Annotated in this window: 22 protein-coding genes and 1 pseudogene; 8 read left to right on the top strand and 15 right to left on the bottom strand. The window is 65.9% G+C overall.

Going from position 1 to position 23,813, the window contains the following annotated elements; translation table 11 throughout:
- Positions 1–2 precede the first annotated feature (2 nt).
- The 9 genes from BDI24065_RS12005 to BDI24065_RS11965 form a co-directional block, all read right to left on the bottom strand.
- Positions 3–833 carry a p-hydroxycinnamoyl CoA hydratase/lyase gene (locus tag BDI24065_RS12005; RefSeq protein WP_174957923.1) on the bottom strand — a complete coding sequence of 277 codons (831 nt, stop codon included), beginning with the start codon at positions 831–833 and terminating at the stop codon, positions 3–5.
- A gap of 221 nt (positions 834–1,054) precedes the next feature.
- Complete coding sequence (locus BDI24065_RS12000; RefSeq protein WP_175031443.1) at positions 1,055–1,558, bottom strand: MarR family winged helix-turn-helix transcriptional regulator; 504 nt, start codon at positions 1,556–1,558, stop codon at positions 1,055–1,057.
- A 158-nt stretch (positions 1,559–1,716) separates the two neighbouring features.
- Positions 1,717–2,619, bottom strand: coding sequence for an SMP-30/gluconolactonase/LRE family protein (locus BDI24065_RS11995; protein ID WP_175031442.1), 903 nt, complete (start codon positions 2,617–2,619; stop codon positions 1,717–1,719).
- A 45-nt stretch (positions 2,620–2,664) separates the two neighbouring features.
- Entirely contained in the window at positions 2,665–3,684 is a 1,020-nt protein-coding gene (gene araH / locus BDI24065_RS11990; RefSeq protein ID WP_175031441.1) for an L-arabinose ABC transporter permease AraH, read from the bottom strand.
- A 32-nt stretch (positions 3,685–3,716) separates the two neighbouring features.
- Positions 3,717–5,279 (bottom strand): L-arabinose ABC transporter ATP-binding protein AraG, encoded by a 1,563-nt coding sequence (gene araG / locus BDI24065_RS11985; protein ID WP_175031440.1) that lies wholly within the window; start codon positions 5,277–5,279, stop codon positions 3,717–3,719.
- Positions 5,280–5,299: 20 nt separating this feature from the next.
- A complete protein-coding gene (locus tag BDI24065_RS11980) occupies positions 5,300–6,313 on the bottom strand; it encodes an arabinose ABC transporter substrate-binding protein (protein WP_175031439.1) in 1,014 nt (337 codons plus the stop codon).
- 74 nt (positions 6,314–6,387) lie between these two features.
- On the bottom strand, positions 6,388–7,317 hold the full coding sequence (locus tag BDI24065_RS11975) for a Gfo/Idh/MocA family protein (RefSeq protein WP_175031438.1): 930 nt from the start codon (positions 7,315–7,317) through the stop codon (positions 6,388–6,390).
- Positions 7,318–7,353: 36 nt separating this feature from the next.
- Positions 7,354–8,283, bottom strand: a complete 930-nt coding sequence (locus BDI24065_RS11970; RefSeq protein ID WP_175031437.1) for a dihydrodipicolinate synthase family protein — start codon at positions 8,281–8,283, stop codon at positions 7,354–7,356.
- A 103-nt stretch (positions 8,284–8,386) separates the two neighbouring features.
- Positions 8,387–10,138, bottom strand: coding sequence for an IlvD/Edd family dehydratase (locus tag BDI24065_RS11965; protein WP_175031436.1), 1,752 nt, complete (start codon positions 10,136–10,138; stop codon positions 8,387–8,389).
- Between the two features lie 114 nt (positions 10,139–10,252).
- Between BDI24065_RS11965 and BDI24065_RS11960 the strand changes: the two genes are divergently transcribed.
- A complete protein-coding gene (locus BDI24065_RS11960) occupies positions 10,253–11,203 on the top strand; it encodes a LysR family transcriptional regulator (RefSeq protein WP_175031435.1) in 951 nt (316 codons plus the stop codon).
- 103 nt (positions 11,204–11,306) lie between these two features.
- Here the strand turns inward: BDI24065_RS11960 and BDI24065_RS11955 are convergent, their stop codons facing one another.
- Together BDI24065_RS11955 and BDI24065_RS11950 are read right to left on the bottom strand one after the other, a co-directional pair.
- Positions 11,307–11,951 (bottom strand): glutathione S-transferase family protein, encoded by a 645-nt coding sequence (locus BDI24065_RS11955; RefSeq protein ID WP_254609740.1) that lies wholly within the window; start codon positions 11,949–11,951, stop codon positions 11,307–11,309.
- Between the two features lie 28 nt (positions 11,952–11,979).
- The gene (locus BDI24065_RS11950; protein ID WP_175031433.1) at positions 11,980–12,456 is read right to left on the bottom strand and encodes an OsmC family protein; all 477 of its coding nucleotides are present in this window, start codon (positions 12,454–12,456) and stop codon (positions 11,980–11,982) included.
- 130 nt (positions 12,457–12,586) lie between these two features.
- Here BDI24065_RS11950 and BDI24065_RS11945 point away from each other — a divergent pair, with 130 nt between their 5' ends.
- The gene (locus BDI24065_RS11945) at positions 12,587–13,228 is read left to right on the top strand and encodes a GntR family transcriptional regulator (RefSeq protein WP_175031432.1); all 642 of its coding nucleotides are present in this window, start codon (positions 12,587–12,589) and stop codon (positions 13,226–13,228) included.
- A 126-nt stretch (positions 13,229–13,354) separates the two neighbouring features.
- Here BDI24065_RS11945 and BDI24065_RS11940 read toward each other — a convergent pair whose 3' ends face one another.
- Positions 13,355–14,395 (bottom strand): LacI family DNA-binding transcriptional regulator, encoded by a 1,041-nt coding sequence (locus BDI24065_RS11940; protein WP_175031431.1) that lies wholly within the window; start codon positions 14,393–14,395, stop codon positions 13,355–13,357.
- A gap of 189 nt (positions 14,396–14,584) precedes the next feature.
- Here BDI24065_RS11940 and BDI24065_RS11935 point away from each other — a divergent pair, with 189 nt between their 5' ends.
- The 6 genes from BDI24065_RS11935 to BDI24065_RS11910 all read left to right on the top strand — a co-directional run bounded on the left by BDI24065_RS11935 (position 14,585) and on the right by BDI24065_RS11910 (position 21,916).
- Positions 14,585–15,733: an ABC transporter ATP-binding protein gene (locus BDI24065_RS11935; protein ID WP_175031430.1), complete on the top strand. Its 1,149-nt coding sequence runs from the start codon at positions 14,585–14,587 to the stop codon at positions 15,731–15,733.
- Between the two features lie 9 nt (positions 15,734–15,742).
- Positions 15,743–17,728: a beta-galactosidase gene (locus BDI24065_RS11930; RefSeq protein ID WP_175031429.1), complete on the top strand. Its 1,986-nt coding sequence runs from the start codon at positions 15,743–15,745 to the stop codon at positions 17,726–17,728.
- 63 nt (positions 17,729–17,791) lie between these two features.
- Complete coding sequence (locus BDI24065_RS11925) at positions 17,792–19,069, top strand: ABC transporter substrate-binding protein (RefSeq protein ID WP_175031428.1); 1,278 nt, start codon at positions 17,792–17,794, stop codon at positions 19,067–19,069.
- Positions 19,070–19,123: 54 nt separating this feature from the next.
- Positions 19,124–20,077 (top strand): carbohydrate ABC transporter permease, encoded by a 954-nt coding sequence (locus tag BDI24065_RS11920; RefSeq protein ID WP_175031427.1) that lies wholly within the window; start codon positions 19,124–19,126, stop codon positions 20,075–20,077.
- Positions 20,078–20,094: 17 nt separating this feature from the next.
- Positions 20,095–20,946: a carbohydrate ABC transporter permease gene (locus tag BDI24065_RS11915; RefSeq protein WP_046548796.1), complete on the top strand. Its 852-nt coding sequence runs from the start codon at positions 20,095–20,097 to the stop codon at positions 20,944–20,946.
- 328 nt (positions 20,947–21,274) lie between these two features.
- Positions 21,275–21,916: an HNH endonuclease gene (locus BDI24065_RS11910; protein WP_175031426.1), complete on the top strand. Its 642-nt coding sequence runs from the start codon at positions 21,275–21,277 to the stop codon at positions 21,914–21,916.
- A gap of 36 nt (positions 21,917–21,952) precedes the next feature.
- Here BDI24065_RS11910 and BDI24065_RS11905 read toward each other — a convergent pair whose 3' ends face one another.
- The 3 genes and pseudogenes from BDI24065_RS11905 to BDI24065_RS11895 all read right to left on the bottom strand — a co-directional run.
- Positions 21,953–22,333, bottom strand: a complete 381-nt coding sequence (locus BDI24065_RS11905; protein WP_175031425.1) for a nucleotide pyrophosphohydrolase — start codon at positions 22,331–22,333, stop codon at positions 21,953–21,955.
- A gap of 341 nt (positions 22,334–22,674) precedes the next feature.
- Positions 22,675–23,154, bottom strand: a pseudogene (locus BDI24065_RS11900) (DUF6306 domain-containing protein); the annotation flags it as partial.
- Between the two features lie 243 nt (positions 23,155–23,397).
- Positions 23,398–23,813 (bottom strand): FCD domain-containing protein (locus BDI24065_RS11895; protein ID WP_254609739.1); only part of this gene is annotated, 416 nt, incomplete at its 5' end.

Genomic DNA, 23,813 nt, shown 5'->3' with positions numbered 1-23,813 from the left:
CGTCAGCGCTTGTAGGCCTGCAGGCCCGGCTTGATCGTCTTGTCGTCGAGGAACTGCTTCAAGCCCTGTTCGCGGCCATGTTCCGGATCGCGCAGCTGCGCCTGGTCGAGCTTCGCGTACAGGTAGTCTTCGCACTGCTCCCACGTGAGCTCGCGCGAGCGCTTGAAGCCGTGCTTCGCCGCGCGCAGCACGACCGGGTTCTTGTCCATCAGCCGCGCGGCGAGCGCGATCGTTGCGTCGCGCAGCCCGGCGAGCGGCACGCTGCTGTTCACGAGGCCCATCTCGGCGGCTTCCACGCCGGTGAACGTGTCGCCGGTCATGATGTAGTGCAGCGCACGGCGGTGCCCGACCGTATCGGCCATCGCCTTGCTGACGAGGTTGCCGGGCGGGATGCCCCAGTTGATCTCCGACAGGCCGAACACGGCTTCGTCGGCCGCGATCGCGAGGTCGCACGCGACGAGCGGCGAGAACCCGCCGCCGAAGCACCAGCCGTTCACCATCGCGATCGTCGGCTTGTTGTACATCCGCAGGCGGCGCCACTGCCATTCCGATGCGTCGCGGCGCACTTTTTCCTGCATCGCGTCGGAGCCGCCGTCGATCTCGCGGAAGTATTCCTTCAAGTCCATGCCGGCCGTCCACGCGGCGCCCGCGCCGGTGAGGACGAGCACCTTCGCTTCGTCGTCGAATTCGACTGCGTCGAGTACCTGCAGCATCTCCTGGTTGAGCGTCGGGCTCATCGCATTGCGCTTGTCCGGGCGGTTCAGCGTGACCCACGCGATGCCGGCCTCCACCTTCACTTCAACGGTCTGCCAGCGGTTGTCGTACTTGCTCATATCGTTTCCTGTCGTTCGTTCCTGTGCGATTCGGTGCGCAGCATTCCTGCTGCGGACGGCTTCATTTAATATCAGGCTACCTGATATTGCAAGCGGCACGAGCGCCGGTGTAAACCCGGATCGGAAAGCGACAGGAAGCGGCGGAATCGGGGAACGGTCAGGCGACCGGCAACGCAAACGCGGGCCGCACGGGCCCGCGCGATGAAGGTTCCGGAAGGCGGTCAGCCGCGCAGGTTGCGCGAGAACAGTTCGAGTGCGCGCTGCACGTCCGCGGCTGTGTCGGCGGAGATGTCACCGAGCATGCGCGTCTCGAGCGGGCGCAGGACGGCTTCGCATTCACGCAGCATCGCCGCGCCTTCGTCGGTCAGCGTCAGCAGGATGATGCGGCCGTGCGACGGGTCGGCTTCACGCGTGACGAAACCGCGGGCGGCCATCACGCTCATCACTTCGTTCGCCGATTGCGGCGTGATCCACGAGCGCTCGGCCAGTTGCGCGTTCGACGACGCGCCGCGCGCCTCGAGCACCGACAGCGCCGTGTATTGCGCGAGCGTGATGCCAAGCGGGGCGAGCGCGTCGGTCATGTGGCGGCGCAGCAGCCGGTCGAGACCGCCGATCACGTAGGTCAGGCGCTGCTGCACGCGCGCCTTCGGCTTGTCGCCCGTCGCGCGGGCGGTGTTCTTCGTGGCGTTCTTCGGGTGCGCGGGTTTGGTCGGTGCGGAACTCATGGTGCGGGCGGGATGGGATTGCGGGCCATCTTACCAGCACGTCGGGAGGCGAACGGGGCGTTCCAGTCATGCCGGACAGCCGCTGCGCGCTCACACGCGCGTGGCGGACTGCTGGCCTCGCCGCGAAACCCGCTGCGTCAGCGGCATCCCGTACGCAATCAGCTACGCGGCGTCCCCGCAAACCGCGCCGTAGGCAGCCCCGCATGGCTCGTCTGCGCAACGAACACGCCACCCGCATGCGGGTCGCCGGCCAGCGCATCGTCGCTCAACCCGATGCGCGCGCTCGTCACGTACAGGCGGCCTTCGCCGTCGAGCGCCGTGCAGCTCGGCTGCGCGGTCGGTACGGCGACGCGTTCCGTCTCGACACCGTCCGGCCCGTAGCGCACGACACGCCGGCCGCCCCACTGCGCGTTCCACAGGCCGCCATCGCGATCGATCATCGAGCCGTCCGGGTCACCGTCGGGATCGGTCAGGCGCGCGAACGGCCGCACGTTCGCGACGTCGCCGCCCGCGCGGTAATCGCAAACGAAGATCTCGCGCACGAGCGAATCGCAGAAATACATCTTCGACCCGTCCGGCGAAAACGCGATGCTGTTCGCGATCGCGGCCGGCGGCAACGCGAGCCGCTCCAGCGTGAGGTCGGCATTGAGCCGGTAGAACCCGCCGATCGCCTGCGGCGGCTCGCTGCCTTCGTCCTTCATCCCGAACACGAGCGCGCCGAACGGATCGCAGCGCCCGTCGTTCAGCCGCGTCGGCAGCTCGGGCTCGACGTCGACGATCCGCGTGAACGCGCCGCTGCGCAGGTCGAAGAACGCGAGATGCGTCGCAAGCCCGACGAGCAGCACGTCCGGGTCGTGCGTCAGCGCGAAGCATGCGAGCCGTTCGGGCATCGCCCACGGCGTGAGGTCGGCGCCATCCGCGCGACAGCGCCACAGTTGTGCGCCTTCGATGTCCACCCAATACAGCGCGTGCGTCCTGTCGCACCACGTCGCGCCTTCGCCGAGCGTGTTGCGGGTGTCCGCCAGCAGCGTCGCCGACGCGGCCGGATGAGTCTGTTGCATGCCGTCTCCCGATATCTGTCGCGTTCGCGGGCAGCCGCGCTTTCGTCAGATCTTCATCGCGCGCCGCTGGTTGCGACGATACTGGTCGAACAGCACCGCGAGCAACAGAATTCCGCCGCGTATCAGATATTGGTAAAACGTCGGCACGTTCAGCAGGCTCATCGCGTCCTGGACGGAGCCCATGATCAGCACACCGACCAGCACGCCGGAGATCGTCGCGACGCCGCCCGTCAGCGACACACCGCCGAGCACGCACGCGGAGATCACGCCGAGCTCGAGCCCGACCGACGTCTTCGGATCGCCGAGGCTCATCCGCGACGCGAGCATCACGCCGGCAAAACCCGTCACCAGCCCCTGCAGCACGAACACGGTGATCTTGATGCGCATCACCGGCAGCCCCGCGAGCAGCGCGGCCTCGCCGTTGCCGCCGACGGCCAGCACGTTCTTGCCGAACACCGTCTTGCGCAGCAGGAAGCCGAACACGACGAAGCCGACGATGTTGCTCCAGATCGGATACGAAATGCCGAGGAACGACCCGCCGCCGAGATCGAAGAAACGCTCCTCGGAGATCATCACCGCGTCGCCGTTGGACGTGATGAACGCGAGCCCGCGCACGACTTCCATCATCGCGAGCGTGACGATCAGCGAGTTGATCCGCCAGCGCGCGATCAGCATGCCGTTGACGAGCCCGACCGCACCGCCCGCGAGCACGCCGGCCGCGATGCCGAGCACGACGCTGTGCGTCGCGGTGATCAGCGTCGACGCGACGACGCCCGAGAACGCGACGATCGATGCGACCGACAGGTCGACCTCGCCGAGCGCGAGCACGAACATCATCGTCACCGCGATCGAGCCGATCAGCGTGACCGACAGCAGCAGGCCCTGGATGTTGCGCGACGTGAGGAAGTCCGGCACCGTCAGCGACAGCGTCGCGAACAGCACGAGAAACACCATCACGATGCCGGAGCGGTTGATCAGCTGCCACACGCCGCCGCGCGCTCGCGCGGGTGCGACGGCGGCATCGGGGGACGGGGAAGTGCGTTGGGGTTGCATTGCCTGGCTCATTTCGTTTGCATCCGGTTGATCGTTGCGGGGCGCTAGCGCGGCAGCGCGAGCTTGATCAGCGCGTCGGGCGTCGCCTGCGCCTTCGCGACCTCGCCCGCGATCCGTCCTTCCTTCATCACGATGATCCGGTCCGACACGCCGATCACCTCGGCCAGGTCGCTCGACACGAGGATCACCGTGCGGCCCGCTTCCGCGAGTTCGTAGAACAGGTTGTAGATTTCCGCGCGCGCGCCGACGTCGATGCCGCGCGTCGGCTCGTCCATCAGGAACACGTCGATGCGTTCGGCCAGCCAGCGCGCGAGCACGACCTTCTGCTGGTTGCCGCCGGACAGTGCGCCGATCGGCGTATCGCCGTCGCGGGTCTTGATCGCGAGCCGCTCGATGTAGCGTTGCGCGAGTTCGCGTTCGCGCCGCCCGTCGAGCAGCATCCGCGCCGGGCTGAAATGCCGGCGCGCGCTGATGTTCAGGTTGTCGGCCACCGACGCGATCGCGACGATGCCTTCCTGCTTGCGGTCTTCCGGGCACAGCGCGAGGCCGGCGCGCACCGCGTCGCGCGGGCTGCCGGATGCAACCCGCTTCCCGTTCAGCTCGACATGCCCCGCGCTCGGGCGCGCGGCGCCGTACAGCAGCTTCATCAGCTCCGAGCGGCCCGCGCCGACGAGCCCGAAGAAGCCGACGATCTCGCCGCGCCGCGCGGAAAACGACACGGGCTCGGACAACCCGGGCCCCGCCAGCCCCTTCGCCTCGATCAGCACGTCGCCGGCCGTGCGCGGCCGGTAGCCGTACACGTCCTCGATCGAGCGGCCGACCATGCAGCCGATCAACCGGTCGCGGTCAAGATCGGTCACGGAATCGAACGTGTCGATACGGCAGCCGTCGCGGAACACCGTCACGCGGTCGCACAGTTCGTACACTTCCTCCATCCGGTGCGTGACGTAGATGATCGCGCGGCCTTCCGCGCGCAGCGCGCGGATGATCCGGAACAGTTGCGTCGTTTCGCGCGCGGACAGCGAGCTCGTCGGCTCGTCGAACGCGATCACGCGCGCGTCGCGCATCAGCGCCTTGCCGATCTCGATCATCTGGCGCTGCCCGATCGACAGATACTTCACCGGGATGCCCGGATCGATGTGCTCGCCGAGCCGCTCCAGCGCATCGAGTGCGCGCGCGGCGAGCGTGCGTTCGTCGACCACGCCGAGCCGGCTCGGCAGTTGCCCGAGCATCAGGTTCTCCGCGACCGTCAGCTCGGGCACCAGATGCAGCTCCTGGTAGATGATCGCGATGCCGGCCTCCAGCGCCGCGCGGGTCGACGCAAAGCGCTGCGCGGTGCCGTTCAGCGTCAGCGTGCCGGCCTGCGGCTGGTTCACGCCCGACAGCACCTTCAGCAACGTCGACTTCCCCGCGCCGTTCTCGCCCATCAGCCCGTGCACTTCGCCCGCGCGCACCGACAGCGACACAGCGTCCAGCGCGCGCACGCCCGGGAACGTCACCGTGATGCCGTCGAGCGCGAGCAGCGGGCCGCCCGGCGTCGACGCGCCGGCATCGGCACCGGTGTCGCCGTCGTTACCGGATACGGCCGTCATCGTCTGCATCGTCATCGCGTTCTCGCCTCGTGCGCTCAGATGCCGAGCTCGGTGCGCACGGCCTGCCAGTTCGCGCGCGTCATCAGCTTGCCGCTCGTCTGCGTGTCGGCGGGCGGCGCCTTGCCGTTGCGGATCCAGTCGACGAGGTTCTGCGTGCTGTCCTTGCCGTGGTTCGTCGAGCTGACGGCGATCGTCCCGTAGAAGCCGGTCGGCTCCTTCTTCTGGAACTCGGCGAACGCCTCGCCCGCGCCGTTGATGCCGACGCCGATCACGTCGGCCGCCGGGATGTGCAGCTGTTCGGTCGCGCGCACCGCGCCGAGCACGGTTTCCTCGTTCAGCGCGTAGACCACCCACTTCTTGATGTTCGGATGCCGCGCGAGCACGGGAGCCGCCGCGCTGAAGCCGCCTTCGTCGTCGGTCGTCTTCTGCGGCGCGTCGAAGATGTTCTCCTTGCGGAAGCCGTTCGCGAGCAGCGCCTCGGTCGCGCCGTCGGTGCGCAGCTTCGCGGTCGGCAGCTCGTAGTTGGTGATCCGCAGCGCGCCGACTTCCTCCGGCTTCCAGCCACGGCGCTTCATCTCGTCGGAAATGGCCTGGCCGACCTGGTTGCCGATCTTGGTCGCCGACATCCCGAGGTGCGGCACGTTCGGCAGCGGCTTGCCGGTCGAATCGACGAGCTGGTCGTCGACGGTCACGAACTTCATGTTGTAGCGCTTCGCGCGCGCGGCGATCGCCGGGCCGAGGCGCACGTCCGGCGCGCAGATCACGAAGCCCTGTGCACCCTGCGAGCCGAGGTTGTCGATCGCGGCGAGCACCTTCTCGCCGTCGGGCGTGCCGATCTTCACGACCGAGAAATTCTCCTTCTGGCCGAGCGCGGATGCCGCGTTCTGCTCGTTGATGAACCAGGCCTGTTCGGGCATCTTCACCAGGAAGCCGATCTTCAGCGGAGCGTCGGCGCGCGCAGCGCCCTGCATGCCGAGCGGCGCGATGCAAAGCGCGGCCAGCAGCGCGCGTAACGTATGGCGGCGAATCGTGTGAATCGGGCGGTTCATGTGGTGTCTCCTAGATGTCGGCTTTTGCCGTAATGATTCGTCGTGCGTGATCGCGCCGCAGCGCGCCCGCGTGATTAGCGGCCGAACGCGTCCGTCTGCACGCGCCGGCCGAACAGGAATGCATCGGCGACGAGCCGCAGCGGCCGCACGTCGACGTCGCTTTCGCCACGCGCGATCAGCGCATGGAAGTGCGCATACAGCGCCGGATACTCGCGCTCGGGCCCGATCTCGACCGGCTCGCCCGCGATCGACAATTGCGCGCCGCCGCGGCTGATCGCGAGCACGCCGTCGGCCGTGTCGACCGCGATCTCCCACTGCTCGACCGGGCCGTGCCGCCAGTCGAACTCCGCGCGCACCGGCACGCCGTCGGTATCCGCGCAATCGAGCTCGGCGGCGATCGGCGTCTGCACGTCGCTCGGCACGATGAGCGTCGCCTCGCGCAGCACGAGCTCGCGCGGCAGGATCCGCGTGACGATCGACAGCGCGTTGATGCCCGGGTCGAACACGCCGAGGCCGCCCGGCTCCCAGATCCATTGCTGCCCCGGATGCCAGCGCCGCACGTCTTCCTTCCAGCGCACCTGCACCGCGCGGATCGCGCGCGTCGCGAGCCAGGCGCGGGCAGGCTCCACCGCACTCGCGCAGCGCGAATGCCAGGTCGCGAACAGCGTGAGGCCGCGCTCGCGCGCAAGCGCGTCCAGCACCGCCACTTCGCCGAGCGTCGCGCCCGGCGGTTTTTCGAGCATCACGTGCTTGCCGGCTTCGAGCACGGCGCGCGCCTGCGCATAGCGCACCTGTGGCGGCGCGCACAGCGACACGGCATCGAGCTCGCGCTCGGCGGCCAGCAGCGCACGCAGATCGCGATAGTTGCGCACCCCGGCGACTTCCGCGTGACGGCTCGCGCACGCAGTCAACTTGAAACCCGGTTCAGCGTCGATCGCCGGCAGATGCTGGTCGCGCGCGATCTTGCCGATGCCGACGACACCCAGCGAAACCTGATTACTCATCGTGCATGCCTCCTTCGCGAATCGTTCGGTGATCGTTCAGTGCGCCCAGCGCAGCACGAGCGGATCGAGCCGGCGCGCGATCGCGAGCAGCTCCGCGCGCGTGTCCGGATGCAGTTCCGGCATCGGATGCCGCGGCCGCTCGCACGCGATCACGCCGCCTTCGCGCATCAGCGCCTTCGCGGTGAGGATCCCGGACTGGCGGTTCTCGTGATTGATCAGCGGCAGCCACGCCTGGTAGCGCGCGTACGCGTCGTCGTGGCGCCCTTCGCGCCAGGCTTCGAGGATCGGCCGGATGCCGTCCGGAAACCCGCCGCCCGTCATCGCGCCGGTCGCGCCCGCGTGGAGATCGGCGAGCAGCGTGATCGCCTCCTCGCCGTCCCACGGCCCCTCGATCGCGTCGCCGCCGAGCCGGATCAGCTCGCGCAGCTTGTTCGCGGCGCCCGGCGTCTCGATCTTGAAGTACGCGACCTGCTCGATCTCGCGCGCCATCCGCGCGAGGAACGGCGCCGACAGCGCGGTGCCGCTCGCGGGCGCGTCCTGGATCATGATCGGGATGTCGATCGCATCCGACACGCGCGCAAAGAAATCGAAGATCTGCGCTTCGGGCACGCGGAACGTCGCGCCGTGATACGGCGGCATCGCCATCACCATCGCCGCGCCGAGCTGCTGCGCACGCAGGCTGCGCGCCGCGCACACCTGCGTGCTGTAGTGCGACGTCGTGACGATCACCGGCACGCGGCCCGCGACGTGCTCGAGGATCGTGCGCGTGAGCACGTCGCGTTCGTCGTCGGTGATCGCGAACTGCTCGGAGAAGTTCGCAAGGATGCACAGCCCGTCCGAGCCCGCGTCGATCATGAAATCGACCGCGCGCCTCTGGCTCGCGAGGTCGAGTTCGCCGGTGTCGGCAAACGTCGTCGGGACGACGGGGAAAATGCCGCGATAGCGCGGCGTGCTGCTCGATGTCATGGTTCGCATCCTGCTTCGGCCTCGGTGACGACCGGCCGTCATGCGTTTACGGTTTCACGAAGCGCGGACCGGGAAAGCCCGCAACCGGCTGCGGCGCAGCCGCTCAATGCGAATGACTCGGCACCTCCGCGCCGCGCGTGCCGACCAGGAAGTCGAGGTCGCACCCCTCGTCGGCCTGCAGCACGTGATCGATGTACAGCCGTGCGTAGCCGCCCTTGCCGAGCTGGCCGGCCACACCCGGCGCCGCGGTCGGATCGACGTCCGACAGGCGGCGCTGCAGTTCGTCATCCGTAATGTCGAGATGCAGCGTGCCGGCCTCGCAGTCGAGCTCGATCCAGTCGCCGTTGTGCACGGCCGCGAGCGGGCCACCGGCGGCGGCCTCCGGCGCGACGTGCAGCACGACCGTGCCGTAAGCGGTGCCGCTCATCCGCGCGTCGGAAATCCGCACCATATCCTTCACGCCCTGGCGCAGCAGCTTCGGCGGCAGCCCCATGTTGCCGACCTCGGCCATCCCCGGATAACCGCGCGGCCCGCAGTTCTTCAGCACGAGCACCGAGCTTGCGTCGACGTCGAGCGCCTCGTCGTTGATCGTCGCCTTGTAGTGTTCGAGGTTCTCGAACACTACCGCGCGGCCGCGATGCTTGAGCAGCTCGGGGCTCGCGGCCGACGGCTTCAGCACCGCGCCGCGCGGCGCGAGATTGCCGCGCAGGATGCGGATGCCGCCGTCCGCGATCAGCGGCCGGTCGAGCGGGCGGATCACCTCGTCGTCGTAGTTCGGCGCTTCGCGCACGTTGTCCCACAGCGACTTGCCGTTCACCGTCAGCGCGTCCGGGTTCGGCAGCAACCCGCCTTCACCGAGCCGGCGCAGCACGGCCGGCAGCCCGCCCGCGTAATAGAACTCTTCCATCAGGAAACGCCCCGACGGCATCAGGTCGACGATCGTCGGCGTGTCGCGGCCGATGCGCATCCAGTCTTCCAGTTCGAGCGGCACGCCGATACGGCCCGCGATCGCCTTCAGGTGGATCACCGCATTCGTCGAGCCGCCGATCGCCGCATTCGCACGGATCGCGTTCTCGAACGCCGCGCGCGTGAGGATCTTCGACAGCACGAGCCCTTCCAGCGCCATCTCGACGATGCGGATGCCGGACATGTGCGCGAGCACGTAGCGGCGCGAATCGACGGCCGGAATCGCCGCGTTGTGCGGCAGCGCGACGCCGAGCGCCTCGGCCATGCACGCCATCGTCGACGCGGTGCCCATCGTGTTGCAGGTGCCGGCCGAGCGCGACATCCCGGCTTCGGCCGACAGGAAGTGATGCAGGTCGATCTCGCCGGCCTTCAGCGCTTCGTGCAGTTGCCATACGGCCGTGCCCGAGCCGATATTCTTGCCCTCGAGCTTGCCGTTCAGCATCGGGCCGCCGGACACGACGATCGCCGGCACGTCGCAGCTCGCCGCGCCCATCAGCAGCGCGGGCGTGGTCTTGTCGCAGCCGGCGAGCAGCACGACCGCGTCGATCGGGTTGCCGCGGATCGCTTCCTCGACGTCCATCGACGCGAGGTTGCGCGTGAGCATCGCCGACGGGCGCAGGTTCGACTCACCGTTCGAGAACACCGGGAACTCGACCGGGAAGCCGCCCGCCTCGGAGATCCCGCGCTTCACGTGCTCGGCGAGCTTGCGGAAGTGCGCGTTGCATGGCGTCAGTTCGGACCACGTATTGCAGATGCCGATGATCGGCCGGCCATCGAACTCGTGATCGGGGATGCCCTGGTTCTTCATCCAGCTCCGGTACATGAAGCCGTTCTTGTCGTTCGTGCCGAACCATTGGGCGGAGCGCAGCCTGGGTTTTGTTGCCGACATCGTCAGTCCTGTGGTGACGGGATACCGGCGCAGTCTAGGCAGAATTTTGATAACTGGCTAATGACGTTTTTGGCGATTACGATATCGATTCCGATATCGATATAAACCCGTACGATGCCCGAAGCCAGCCCGTGGGGAAACCGTGGCCGCCTGAAGACGCGCCAGCTTCTGCTGGTCGTCGCGCTTGCCGACGAAGGCAGCATTCATCGCGCGGCGGCCGCGCTGAACATGACGCAGCCCGCCGCGTCGAAGCTGCTGCGCGAGCTCGAGGAATCGATCGGCGCGGTGCTGTTCGAGCGCCTGCCGCGCGGGATGCGGCCGACGCTGTACGGCGACGCGCTGATCCGCCATGCGCGCGCGGCGCTCGGCAGCCTCGACCAGGCGCACGAGGAACTGGCCGCGCTGAAGGCCGGCCATCTCGGGCACGTGGCGGTGGGCGCGATCACGTCGCCGGGCCTGCGGCTCGTGCCGCCGGCCGTCGCCGCCGTGAAGGGCACCCACGCCGGCCTGCACGTGTCGGTCGAGATCGACACCAGCAACGTGCTGCTCGAACATCTCGCGCAGGAAAAAATCGACATCGTGCTCGGCCGGCTCTCCGCCGAACACGACAAGCTGCGGCTGCGCTATGAACCGCTGACCGGCGAGCCGGTGGCCGCCGTCGTGCGGCCGGGCCATCCGCTGCTCGCGCAGGCGCCGCTGTCGCTCGCGGACGTGCAGCGCGCCGCGTGGGTCGTGCCGCCGGCCGGCAGCGTGCTGCGGCACCGCTTCGAACTCGTGTTCCAGCGCGCGAGCCTCGCGCCGCCGTCGAACCTCGTCGAGACGTCCGCGCTGCTGTTCATCACGCAGCTGCTCGAACAGAGCGACATGATCGCGGTGCTGGCCGAGGACGTCGCGCGCTACTACGCGCGGCACGGGATCGTCACGGTGCTGCCGCTGGAGATGGATTGCCGGATGGACGATTTCGGGATCATCACGCGCACCGACCGGCTGCATTCGCCGGCCGTCGCGATGATGGCCGATGCGATTCGCGCGGCCGCGCGAGACGTGTATGGCGTCGTGCTGTGACGCTGACGCCAACGCTGGGTTCGCGACGTCGTGGCCGCTGCCGTTTTCGGATCGCCCGGCACGCATGCGCATCGAGTGACGCGCATGCTGCTGCCATGACGCGTTACACCCAGGGCTGCGCGAGCCCTTCGGTCTGCAACGCCCGCTGGATCGCCGGGCGCGCAAGCACCCGCTGCAGGTAGCCGCCGAGTACCGGCCGCTGCCGCGCCGGCTCGGCAAAGCCGCGCGTCCAGCGGCACAGCATCAGCGCGTACGGATCGAGTACCGTGTAATGCGCACCGAGCAGCCACGGGCCGCCGCTCGTTTCCAGCTGACGGTCGAGCTGATCCAGCAGCGCCGCGATTTTCGTCTCCGCGTGCGCCTTCACCTGGGCGGCGCCTGCCGCATTGCCCACATCGACCCAGCGCTCCGGATAGAAATACGCGAGCAGCGTCGCCTGCAGCGTGTTGGTGAACCACATCAGCCATTTGTAGCACTGCGCGCGTTCCGGTGTGCCGAGTTCGGGCGCGAGCCGCTGCTCGGGATGCGTATCCGCAAGATGCAGGCAAATGGCGGCGGCTTCGTACAGCACCTGGTCGCCATCGATCAGCACCGGGATGAGCCCGTTCGGATTGAGCGCGAGGTAGTCCGGTGTCTTGTGCTGGTCGTGCGTGCGGTCGACGAATTCGAGGTCGAACGGCTTGCCGATTTCTTCCAGCACGAAATGCGGCGCCATGCTGGCATTGCCGGGGTAGTAGAAAAGCTTCATCGTCGATGTCATCCGGCTGGTGTCGGTATTACGCTGCGGCGAATTCGATCACGGGTTCGCAGCGGATCGGAAAATTGACCGAGTTCGCGATATAGCACTTCGCGTGCGCATCATGATGCAGATGCTCCGCCCGTTCGCGATCGTCGCCGGCCTGGATCGTCACGTGCGGGCGCAGCACGATTTCCGTGAAGCGGCCCGGCTCGGCACTGTCGACCATCGTGCCTTCCGCGTTGTCGACATAGGCGAGCACGCGAATGCCCGCTTCAGAGCACAGATGCAGGTACCAGAGCTTGTGACACGCCGATGCCGACGCCAGCAGCAGGTCTTCCGGATTCCAGCGCGCCGCATCGCCGCGAAACGCCGCGTCAGACGAACCGGGAATATCCGGCTTGGAACCGGCCCGGATCAGATGATCCCGCCCGTACTCGCGATACCCCGACGTGCCGGTGCCGCGATTGCCCGTCCACTCTACTGCGACGCGATATTTGTGTTCGCCAGATGCCATCTCGCTCTCCATTGATGTGGGTTGCTTCGACCGGGCCGGATGTCGTTGTACGAGCCCGCCTGCGATCGCCATTTTGGCACCGGATTCCCATTTGGTATACCATTATTCCAAATTGACGGAACATGCAGGCATGGAAGCCAAACTCGATTCCACCGCGGACGCGGTCGCCGCGTCGTTGCGGGACATGATCATCAACGGCGAGCTGGAAGCCGGCGAGCGGCTCGTCGAGCGCGACCTGGCCGACCGGTTCGGCATCAGCCGGATTCCGATGCGCGAGGCGATCCAGCGCCTGGAGCGCGAAGGCTTGCTGGACATCTTCAGGAATCGCGGCGCCGTCGTGCGCATGCTGAGTGCATCGGACGTGCAGGAAATCTACGATATGCGCGCGCTGCTCGAAGGCGACGCGATCTACCGCAGCGTGAAGCGGCTCGACGACGAGACGCTCGCGCGCGCCGAACTCGTCCATCGTTTGCTCGGCGATGCGGCCGTGCCGCGCCGGCAGGGCGAACTGAACCGCGAATTCCACGCGCTGCTGTATTCATGCTGCGGCAATGAGCGACTGTTGAAGACGATCGCGGAGCTGCGCAGCCAGGTCGAACGGTACGAGCGTCTGCAGGCCACGCTGCTTGCCGATACGCCGTCGTTCCAGGTCGAGCACGAGGAGATCCTGCAGGCGTGCCGCGAACGCAATGCACGTGCGGCACGCTCGATGACGGTCGCGCATCTTGAATCGGCCAGAAGGATCGTTATGCGGCTCGTCGAAGGCGTTTGAAGCCGGCGGTGCGTTTGCCGTTTGCCGTTTGCCGTTTTCGGCTTGCCACTTGCCGCACCGCGCGCGGCCCATGCCGGGTCGCACTGATCACGCCGGCTACTTCAACGTACTCGCTCCCATCACACATCAAGCCGACAGCGTCGCGCCCCCACCCGGTACGCGGCCGGTCGTACCGCGCACCACCAGCCTAGGCAGTGACGCAGTACGCACGCGTGATGCCGAGTCGCTCTGACCACCCGCCTCGCGCACCGCATTGAGCAGCTCGACCGCGAGCCCGGCGGCCTCGGCGGTCGGGATCGCCACGGTCGTCAGCGTGGGCCGCGTGTCGCTGGCCAGGTGAATGTCGGTAATTCCGACGATCGACAGATCGTCGGGCACGCGCCGGCCGCGATCGGCCGCCGCATGCATCGCGCCGATCGCCGGGAGGTCATTGGTCGCAACCATCGCGGTCAACTTCGGATGCGCATCGAGCAACCGCCCCGCCGCGCGCACGCCGCCTTCGATCGAATCGGGTTCGGCCGCGACGATCGACGCATCGAGCCCCGCTTCGCGCATCACGTCGACGAAGCCGTCGTAGCGCGCCGCCTGCACGCCGCTCGCCGACCCGCCGACGATCACGCCGATCCGCTCGTGGCCCAGCTCGAGCAAGTGTCGCGTCGCAATCCGCCCCGCCTCGCGGAAATCGATCGCCACGCACGGCAGCCCGTCGGGCGGCGCCTCGGGCCGCTCCCACAGGCACAGCACGACCGGTACGCCGCGTGCCGCCACGTCGACCAGATCCGGCAGATGCAGGTTCGCGTTCGTCACGAGAATCCCTTCGGAGATCGTGCCGGCGATCTGGTCGAGATAAGCACGCCCCTGCAACGGATCTTCGTTCGTATTGCAGACGATCAGGAACTGCCCGTTGCGACGCACCGCGCGCTCGACCGCCAGCGCGAACTCCGGATAGAACGGGTTCGCGATACTCGACACCATCAGCGCGACCGTCGGCGCGCGCCCTTCCGCCAGCGCCCGCGCGGCGAGATGCGGCCGATACCCGAGCGCCTCCACGGCGTCCAGCACCCGCGCCCGCGTCGCCTCGCCCACCCGGCCGCGGTCGCGCAGCACGTTCGACACGGTCGCGGCCGTCACGCCGGCGCGGCGCGCCACTTCATCCAGGGTTGCCATCATTTGCTCACTATATGAGACGTCTATCCAGTATTTGCTTCGCTCACCGAAGCGGCGCACTATCGGCGCACACCCTGCCGCCCGACCGACGGGCGCGACTCGGCCGCGATCGCATCGCCTCTTTTTTTGATCGCGATGATTAAGCGCTTAATCAACGATGAAAGCGCATTAGAACATGGAGCGGAGACAATGGCGAGCATCTCGATGCGACGCGTGCAGAAAGCCTATGGCGATCACGCGCCGGTCATTCGCGACGTCGATCTGGAGATCGGCGCGCACGAGTTCTGCGTGTTTCTCGGGCCGTCCGGATGCGGCAAATCGACGTTGCTGCGCATGATCGCCGGGCTCGAGGATCTGAGCGCGGGCGAGCTGTCGATCGACGGCCGCCGCGTCGACGACGTGCCCGCTGCCGAGCGCGGCGTCGCGATGGTGTTCCAGAGCTACGCGCTGTTTCCGCACATGACGGTCTACGAGAACATGGCGTTCGGGCTGAAGCTCGCGCGCGTGCCGAAGGCCGAGATCGACCGGAAGGTGCGCGATGCCGCGCGCATCCTGCAGCTCGATACGCTGCTCGATCGCAAGCCGAAGGCGCTGTCGGGCGGGCAGCGCCAGCGCGTCGCGATCGGCCGCGCGATCGTGCGCGAACCCGGCGTGTTCCTGTTCGACGAGCCGCTGTCGAATCTCGACGCCGCGCTGCGCGGCCAGACCCGCATCGAGATCGCGCGGCTGCACCGGCAGTTCGAACGCGCGAGCGTCGTCTACGTGACGCACGACCAGACCGAAGCGATGACGCTCGCCGACAAGATCGTGCTGCTGCACGCCGGCGCGGACACTGAGCAGCACGGCAGCATCGCGCAGGTCGGTGCGCCGCTCGACCTCTACCACCACCCGGCCAGCCGCTTCGTCGCGGGCTTCATCGGGTCGCCGCGGATGAATTTCCTGCCGGCCGTCGTGACCGCTTGCGATGCGCATCGCACGACCGTCACGCTCGCGCCGTCCGGCGAATCCTTCGTGCTGCCGCGTGATGGCTCGTCGCTCGGTACGGGCGCCACCGTGACGCTCGGCATTCGCCCCGAACACCTGACGCTCGGCGCCGCGCACGATGCCACGGCGCTTGCTCGCGACGTCGCGCTCGTCGAGCGCCTGGGTGAGCAGACCTACGTGCACCTCGACCAGCCCGGCGGCAACTCGATCATCGCGAAGGTGCCCGGCGACGCGCAGGTGCGCAGCGGCGAACGCGTGCTCGTGCACGCGCCGGCCGCGGCCTGCCATCTCTTCACCGAAGACGGCCGCGCGGTGCCCGCGTGTGCCGACGTCCACGTTCACCACTACGCATAAGGATCGGGCATGCGCCTCGGAGTCTGTTACTACCCGGAACACTGGCCGGAATCGATGTGGGCCGACGATGCCCGCCGGATGAAAGCACTCGGTATCGAGCAGGTGCGGATCGCCGAATTCGCGTGGAGCCGTATCGAGCCGTCGCCCGGCGAATACGACTGGGGCTGGCTCGATCGCGCGATCGACGTGCTCGGTGCGGCCGGCCTCGAAATCGTGATGTGCACGCCGACCGCGACGCCACCGAAATGGCTGGTCGATCGCCATCCCGACATCCTCGCGATCGGCGCGGACGGCCGGCCGCGCGCGTTCGGCTCGCGCCGCCATTACGACTTCTCGTCGCCGACCTATCTCGAGGCGTCGCGCCAGATCTGCACGGCGGTCGCCGAACGCTACGGCCGCCACCCGGCCGTACGCTACTGGCAGACCGACAACGAGCTGGGTTGCCACCAGACCGTCGTCAGCTACTCGCCGGCCGCGCTCGTGCGCTTCCGTGCGTGGCTGAAGGCGCGCTACGGCACGATCGACGCGCTGAACCGCGCGTGGGGCACCGTGTTCTGGAGCATGGAGTATCGCCATTTCGACGAAGTCGACGCGCCCGTCGGCACCGTGACCGAGGCCCACCCGTCGCACCGCCTCGACTACCGGCGCTTCGCGTCGGACGAAGTCGCGCGCTATCACCGGATGCAGGTCGACGTGATCCGCGCGCACTCGCCGGGCCGCCCCGTCGCGCACAACTTCATGCAGCTGTTCACCGAGTTCGATCATTACGCGGTGGCGCGCGACCTCGACATCGCGACGTGGGACAGCTATCCGCTCGGCGCGCTCGAGGAGCAATGGTTCGCACCCGACGTGAAGGCGCGCTGGCTGCGCACCGGCCATCCCGATTTCGCGTCGTTCAATCACGACCTCTATCGCGGCATGTCGAAGCTGCCGTTCTGGGTGATGGAGCAGCAGCCGGGGCCCGTGAACTGGGCGCAATGGAACCCCGCGCCGCTGCCCGGCATGGTGCGCCTGTGGAGCTGGGAAGCGTTCGCGCACGGCGCCGGCTGCGTGTCGTACTTCCGCTGGCGGCAGGCGCCGTTCGCGCAGGAGCAGATGCATGCGGGCCTGCACACACCCGATGACCAACTCGACGAAGGCGGCCGCGAGGCGCAGCGCGTCGCGCGCGAGATCGCGGCCGTGCACGACGCCGGCGCGGATGCGGACGGTGCCGTGCGCGCCCCCGTCGCACTGGTCTTCGATTACGAGGCGAAGTGGCTGTTCGAAGTGCAGCCGCAGGGCGCCGATTTCCATTACCCGCGCTTCGCGTTCGAGTACTACTCGGCGCTGCGCTCGCTCGGCCTCGACGTCGACATCGTTTCCGCGCACGCGCCGCTCGACGGCTACCGCGTCGTCGTCGTGCCGCCGCTGCCGGTCGTCCCGGACGATTTCGCCACGCGACTCGCGGCATCCGGCGCGCATGTCGTGCTCGGCCCGCGCACCGGCTCGAAAACCGTCGACCTGCAGATCCCGCCGACGCTGCCGCCCGGCCCGCTCGCATCGATCCTGCCGGTGCGCGTGTGGCGCGTCGAATCGCTGCGGCCGAACGTCACCGAGCGGATCGACGGCACGCTGCGCGACGGCGCGCCGCTCGCGGGCGATGCGCGCCACTGGCGCGACTTCGTCGAGCTGCACGACGACACGCACAGCGTCGTGCATGCGCGCTTCGCCGACGGTCACCCGGCGTGCGTATCGCACGGCACGCTGCACTACTGGGCCGCGCTGTTCGACGACGCGACCACCGCCCGGCTGTTCGCCGATGTCGCCACCGAAGCCGGCCTCGCGCCGACGCCGCTCGGCGACGGCGTACGTGTGAGCCGGCGCGGCGGCCTGACCTACGTTTTCAACTATGGCGACGCGCCGCACACGATCGACGCGGTGCCGCCGTCGGCGTTCGTGCTCGGCACGGCGCAAGTCGGGCCGCAAGACGTGGCCGTGTATCGAAGCCGTTCGTAGCACCCGCCACCGGCGCCACGACGCGCCGGTCACGCACAACGACACCCAGGACTGGAGACATTCATGACCCATCGCCCCCTTCGCGTCGCCGCCCGGCTCGCCACGGTCGCCGCTGTCGCATTTGCATCGCTCGGCATGACGGCACCCGCCGACGCCGGCACGCTGACGATCAACATCGCGTTCAAGGGCGCCAGCCAGCGCGCGGTCTGGCAGTCGACGCTCGACGCGTTCCGCAAAGCGCATCCCGACATCGACGTGAAGGCGACCTTCGTCGACGAGGAAGCGTACAAGGTGCAGCTCCCCGCATGGCTCACGACCGTCGCACCGGACGTCGTCAACTGGCACGCGGGCGAACGAATGGCGTACTACGCGAAGCGCGGGCTGTTCGAGGACCTGAGCGGCGATTGGGCGAAGAACGGCTGGGGCACGATGTACGCGTCGACGCGCGACGCATCGTCGTACAACGGCAAGCAATACGCGGCGCCGACCGTCTACTACTCGTGGGGGCTGTTCTACCGCAAGGGGCTGTTCTACCGCAAGGACCTGTTCAGCAAGGTCGGCATCGCCGACGAGCCGAAGACGTGGGACCAGTTTCTCGACGCGTGCAAGAAGCTGAAGGCGGCCGGCATCACGCCGATCGCGATCGGCGGCCGCGACGCATGGACGCTCGCCGGCTGGTTCGACTATCTCGACCTGCGCCTGAACGGCAACGTGTTCCACCAGCAGTTGATGGCCGGCAACGTGCCGTACACCGACCCGCGCGTGAAGAAGGTCTACACGACGTGGAAATCGCTGATCGACGCGGGCTACTTCATCGACAACGCGCTGTCCTACGATCTCGACGGCGCGCAGCCGTTCCTGTTCCAGGGCAAGGCCGCGATGATGCTGATGGGCACGTTCATCGCGGCGGGCTTTCCGCCGAACGTGAAGCAGGAAATGGGCTACTACCGCTTCCCGATCATCGACCCGAAGGTGCCGACCGCCGAGGACGGCCCGGTCGAATCGCTGCACATCCCGACGAAGGCGAAGAACAAGGCCGACGCGCACACGTTCCTCGCGTTCGTCGAAACGCCCGAAATGGGCGCGAAGCTCGCGGAAGGGCTCGGCTCGCTGTCGGCCAACAGCAAGTCGCCCGAGCCGGCCGATCCGATCTCGCGCATCGGCTTCCGGATCCTCGCCGACACGAAGGGCGGCGTCGCGCAGTTCTACGACCGCGACATGACGAAGGAAATGGCCGACGAGGGGATGAAGGGCATGCAGCAGTTCCTCGCGAATCCCGCGCAGCTCGATACGGTGCTCGCGCAACTCGAACAGACCCGCAAGCGCATCTACAAGAAGTGACCGCGTGACCCAACCGGCGGCCCCGTGCCGCCGTGCCCGTTCAGGAGGCTTGCCGTGTCCAGTCCGATCACGTCCACCCCGCCCGCCGGCGCGGGCGCCGCGCCGCCGCCACGCGGCGCATCCGCCGCCACCGCCCTGCCCGCACGCCGCCCGTCGCCTGCCGTGCGGCGGCAACAGCGCGCCGCGTGGCTCTTTCTCGCGCCGGCTTGCGCGATGGTTGCCGTCTATGTGATCTGGCCGATCCTGTCGACGCTGTGGCTGAGCCTGTACAACTGGGACGGGATGACCGAGCGCACCTTCGTCGGCCTCGCGAACTACGTCGAACTGCTGCATGCGCCGACGTTCTACACGGCGCTGCGCAACAACGTGATCTGGCTCGCGCTGTTCATGCTCGCGCCGCCGCTCGGCCTCGCGCTCGCGTTGTACCTGAACCAGGCGGTTGCCGGCATCCGGCTCGTGAAGTCGCTGTTCTTCGCGCCGTTCGTGCTGTCCGGCGTGGTCGTCGGGCTGATCTTCTCGTGGTTCTACGATCCGACGTTCGGGCTGCTCGCGCTGATCGCCGGGCACGGCATCCCGGTGCTCGGCGATGCGCGCTACGCGACGTTCGGCATCGTGTTTGCCGCGCTGTGGCCGCAGACCGCGTACTGCATGATCCTGTACCTCACCGGCCTCACGTCGCTCAACCCGGAACAGATCGAAGCCGCACGGATGGAAGGCGCGCGCGGCTCCGCGCTGCTGTGGCACGTGGTGCTGCCGCAGCTGCGGCCGACTACTTTCATGGCGATCGTCGTCACGGTGATCGGCGCGCTGCGCAGCTTCGACCTGATCTCGGTGATGACGAGCGGCGGGCCGTTCGAGAGCTCGACCGTGCTCGCGTATTACATGTACGACCAGGCGATCAAGTACTACCGGCTCGGCTATTCCGCGTCGATTGCGGTCGTGCTGTTCGCGATCATGCTCGTCTACATCGTGTTCCAGTTGCGCCGCCTGCTGCGCAACGAGCAATAACCTGACCGGTGGCCATCATGTTTCCGACTCCCGTTGCTCAATGGAAGCCTGTTTCGCGCAGGCTGTACAAGCTGTCGTTGCCTGTTGCGCTGCTGATCTGGCTGTTGCCGATGATCGCCGTGTTCGTCACGTCGGTACGCTCGACCGAGGAACTGGTCGAAGGCCATTACTGGGGCTGGCCGCGGCACTTCTCGATGATCGAGAACTATCGCGACGCGCTGACGACGTCGCCGATGCTGCATTACTTCTGGAACAGCGTGCAGATCACGGTACCTTCCGTGGTCGGGTCGATTGCGCTGGCGGCGATGGCGGGCTTTGCGCTGGCGACTTACAAGTTTCGCGGGAGTACCGCGCTGTTCGGGACGTTCGTTGCCGGTAACTTCGTGCCCGTGCAGGTGCTGATGATTCCGGTGCGGGACTTGTCGCTCAGGCTCGGGGTGTTCAATACCGTCGAGGCGCTGATCCTGTTTCATGTCGCGTTTCAGACGGGGTTCTGTACGCTGTTTCTGCGCAACTTCATCAAGCAACTGCCGTTCGAGTTGATCGAGGCGGCGCGGATCGAAGGCGCGGGAGAGTGGACGGTGTTTTACCGGATCGTGCTGCCGTTGATTCGGCCTGCGTTGGCTGCGCTGGCGATTCTCGTTTTTACGTTCGTGTGGAATGACTACTTCTGGGCGCTGTGTCTGACGCAAGGGGATGAGGCTGCGCCGATTACTGCGGGCGTTGCTGCGTTGAAGGGGCAGTGGACGACGTCATGGAATCTTGTGTCGGCGGGGTCGATTCTGGCGGCGTTGCCGTCCGTCGCGATGTTCTTCGCGATGCAGAAGCATTTTGTGGCGGGGTTGACGTTTGGTGCGACCAAAGGCTGAACGCGCAGCTTCGCGTATTCGTATCTCCCCCTCCGCATCGTGAGGTTGCCCGCTTCGGCGGGCTTTTTTTTTGAGGGCTGTCGAGTTCGGATAAGCAAAGCAGTTCTGAACGATTCCCATGACCTGCGTTAGCGGCTCACGCCGGGGCGGTCGTGACCGACGACGATAGACAAGAAGACGGTCAAGTGCGCACATACTCGGACTAGATTGACATCACAATTCTCAAGAAACGTAGCTGGACGTGAGCAACGGAGATAAAACGACAGATAGTGGGTGTTATGTTAAATTGCAGTCCACCCATAACGAATTAACAGGTTTAAAAAATTAAATGGCAACATGGCCCGAGGACATAGCACTCGCACTGAAACAGCTTGGCGGCATTGCCCCCCTAGCCGAGATCTACGAGAAGGTTGCGACTATACGACCCAAGCCACATCCGACGAATCTCGGGGCCTCCGTTCGAGGGGCTATTGAGCGAAACTCCTCTGATTCAACAGTTTTTTCTGGGAATGATTTATTCTTTTCTGTTCACGGAATCGGTGGCGGGGTGTGGGGACTACGATCTTTTGAAAAACCCACGCCGCTAGCGTCCGACATCGACTCACCCGGGAACGAGACACCTCAAAGAAAGCACCAAAAAACATATCGCATCCTTCGAGATACCGCACTAGCTCGCCAGATAAAGATTCTGCACAAAAACAAATGCCAGATATGCGGAGATTCCATAAAACTACCCAATGGTGAATTTTACTCCGAGGCTCATCACATACAACCCCTCGGAAATCCGCACAAGGGGCCAGACACATCAGAAAATATTCTCGTCCTTTGCCCAAATCACCATGTAATGCTTGATTATGGCGTCATCGCAATTGATTTATCAAAATTAAATCTTCATCACAAACATAAAATTGGAGCAACTTACATCACCTACCACAATGAAGTAATCATGAAGCCTGAAAATACAGCATAAAAATAGATATCCAGGCGACTCGATCCGCATACAACGTCATTTTCCGCAGTCTTTATATTCAGAGTGTTTTCGCGAGTCGCCGCGTACTTTTTCAGCAGGATATTTTTCTCGATTGAGCTTCATCTTCTCGAGCACGGCCTGAAAAAGATCGACATCCATCTTGTCCGCGAGGCGAACCAGATATACCAATACGTCAGCCATCTCGTGACGAATTGCTGTCAGGCTAGTCTCACTGAGTTCGGTTTTTTCGCCCGAAACCAGCCACTGAAATGGTTCTAGCAACTCACTTGCCTCTATGCTAAGAGCCGTCGCCAGATTCTTGGGAGTGTGGAACTTGTCCCAATCACGTTCATCGACAAACTGGCGAACGAGTTCACGCAACTCGACCAGATCACTCCGCAACTCAGAATTTTCCATATAACTGATTCCTCCCGCATACCCAGAATTACTGATGCCGTCGATGGTATATAGATACAAAATATTCGAATTGCGCCAATCCCCCTTGGAGTATGAAGGCGCAAATTAACCAAAATGATATAGGAATTTAATACCTTTACCGGAGGTCAACTCAGTCAACGAAAATCCAATCTTGTCCAGGCACCCCGAATCGTACAAATGTTTCCCCGTCAGGAAGGTGATCGCAACTACAGTTGCTCGATCCGAAGCTGTCGCTACCGGCAAATCTGGCGAGATGGTAGCGTGCAGGCAAAAGGCGACATCGACGGATCCACGATGAACGTTTCTCGACATCACCGTCACTACGCCGCGCCCGACTCGGCACCCCCGCCCTTGAGCCGCAGCAATGCATCAACCGACCCGATATTCTTCTCATGCGCCACGAGCATCTGCGTGAGCGCATGATGCATATCCGGCTGCGCAAGCGTCGGCAGCAACGCCTGCAACTTCCGCACGACCCACCGCTGTCCACGATTCAAAAACGCCAGCCGCTCCGCCAGATCATCGATCGCCATCGCCTTCTCATAGAACGCACCTGTGGCATGCGTCGGCGTCGCATCAAGTGACCGAATCGCATCAACCAGCACCGCACACCAGTGCGCCTCATCCTGCCGAATCGCAGCCACGAGCCGATGAAGTTCGGGATCGTCGATTTCGGCCGCCGTCTCCGACGCAACACGCGCACCTGCGCGCTCGGCTTCCAGCAGTTCATTCAGCAACGCGAGCAACGCGTCGCGCTGTGTATCAGCGGATTCGTCCGCTGCTTTGGCGGGGCGGGCGTCGTGCCCGTCGTCGTGGGTCCGGTTCGACATGCGATGTCCTCCGTTCAGGAAGCGTGGCGCACCGGTTCGTCCGGCGTGGTTCCGTCAGGCACTGCTCACACGACGGCGTCCACGCATCACGGCAGGCGACAGCGGGGCCACACGAAGAATGGCTCACAGTCTGACATAGCCCTGTGACACGCGTCTCCAGACGACCCACTGTGCGTGATGCGCATCAAGACACACCGCAGCGCGCAACCGACTTCACGTCCACCCTTCAAGCCGCAACGTCGACCGCACCAGCCGCTGCTCCTCCTGCTCGATCTCCCTCAGATACTCGACACACTGGCGAATATGCTCGCTCGCCGCCTTGCGCGCCTGATCCGGCAACCGCCCCGTCACCGCGTTATAGAGCCGCGCATGTTGACGATCGATCTGCTTCTTCAACGGCTCGCGGTGATAGAGATTGTTCACCGACGCAAACACCGAACTCAGCAGCAGATCCGTCAAAGATTGCAGCGTATTCACGAGCACCGGGTTATGCGACGCCTCGCAAATCGCCAGATGAAACGCATGATCGAGCTTCGCGCGCGCGGCAGGATCTAGCAGGCTGTTGAAAAGCGCCGCGGTTTGATGGCCGGGGCACTGATTAAATGGATTTGGTATGCGATTGGCCGCCG

It is taken from the genome of Burkholderia lata, assembly GCF_902499025.1.
GTDB lineage: Bacteria > Pseudomonadota > Gammaproteobacteria > Burkholderiales > Burkholderiaceae > Burkholderia > Burkholderia lata_C.
This window is presented reverse-complemented; position numbering and strand designations above follow the sequence as displayed.

Excerpts from the sequence above, each read along its gene's own strand:
- BDI24065_RS11965 (WP_175031436.1), bottom strand. The coding sequence starts at position 10,138 with ATGTCGGCAACAAAACCCAGGCTGCGCTCCGCCCAATGGTTCGGCACG.
- BDI24065_RS11995 (WP_175031442.1), bottom strand. The coding sequence starts at position 2,619 with ATGCAACAGACTCATCCGGCCGCGTCGGCGACGCTGCTGGCGGACACC.
- BDI24065_RS11945 (WP_175031432.1), top strand. The coding sequence starts at position 12,587 with ATGGAAGCCAAACTCGATTCCACCGCGGACGCGGTCGCCGCGTCGTTG.
- BDI24065_RS11930 (WP_175031429.1), top strand. The coding sequence starts at position 15,743 with ATGCGCCTCGGAGTCTGTTACTACCCGGAACACTGGCCGGAATCGATG.
- BDI24065_RS11960 (WP_175031435.1), top strand. The coding sequence starts at position 10,253 with ATGCCCGAAGCCAGCCCGTGGGGAAACCGTGGCCGCCTGAAGACGCGC.
- BDI24065_RS12005 (WP_174957923.1), bottom strand. The coding sequence starts at position 833 with ATGAGCAAGTACGACAACCGCTGGCAGACCGTTGAAGTGAAGGTGGAG.
- BDI24065_RS11980 (WP_175031439.1), bottom strand. The coding sequence starts at position 6,313 with ATGAACCGCCCGATTCACACGATTCGCCGCCATACGTTACGCGCGCTG.
- BDI24065_RS11950 (WP_175031433.1), bottom strand. The coding sequence starts at position 12,456 with ATGGCATCTGGCGAACACAAATATCGCGTCGCAGTAGAGTGGACGGGC.
- araG (WP_175031440.1), bottom strand. The coding sequence starts at position 5,279 with ATGACGATGCAGACGATGACGGCCGTATCCGGTAACGACGGCGACACC.
- BDI24065_RS11915 (WP_046548796.1), top strand. The coding sequence starts at position 20,095 with ATGTTTCCGACTCCCGTTGCTCAATGGAAGCCTGTTTCGCGCAGGCTG.
- BDI24065_RS12000 (WP_175031443.1), bottom strand. The coding sequence starts at position 1,558 with ATGAGTTCCGCACCGACCAAACCCGCGCACCCGAAGAACGCCACGAAG.
- BDI24065_RS11940 (WP_175031431.1), bottom strand. The coding sequence starts at position 14,395 with ATGGCAACCCTGGATGAAGTGGCGCGCCGCGCCGGCGTGACGGCCGCG.
- BDI24065_RS11975 (WP_175031438.1), bottom strand. The coding sequence starts at position 7,317 with ATGAGTAATCAGGTTTCGCTGGGTGTCGTCGGCATCGGCAAGATCGCG.
- BDI24065_RS11955 (WP_254609740.1), bottom strand. The coding sequence starts at position 11,951 with ATGAAGCTTTTCTACTACCCCGGCAATGCCAGCATGGCGCCGCATTTC.
- araH (WP_175031441.1), bottom strand. The coding sequence starts at position 3,684 with ATGAGCCAGGCAATGCAACCCCAACGCACTTCCCCGTCCCCCGATGCC.
- BDI24065_RS11935 (WP_175031430.1), top strand. The coding sequence starts at position 14,585 with ATGGCGAGCATCTCGATGCGACGCGTGCAGAAAGCCTATGGCGATCAC.
- BDI24065_RS11925 (WP_175031428.1), top strand. The coding sequence starts at position 17,792 with ATGACCCATCGCCCCCTTCGCGTCGCCGCCCGGCTCGCCACGGTCGCC.
- BDI24065_RS11905 (WP_175031425.1), bottom strand. The coding sequence starts at position 22,333 with ATGGAAAATTCTGAGTTGCGGAGTGATCTGGTCGAGTTGCGTGAACTC.
- BDI24065_RS11970 (WP_175031437.1), bottom strand. The coding sequence starts at position 8,283 with ATGACATCGAGCAGCACGCCGCGCTATCGCGGCATTTTCCCCGTCGTC.
- BDI24065_RS11910 (WP_175031426.1), top strand. The coding sequence starts at position 21,275 with ATGGCAACATGGCCCGAGGACATAGCACTCGCACTGAAACAGCTTGGC.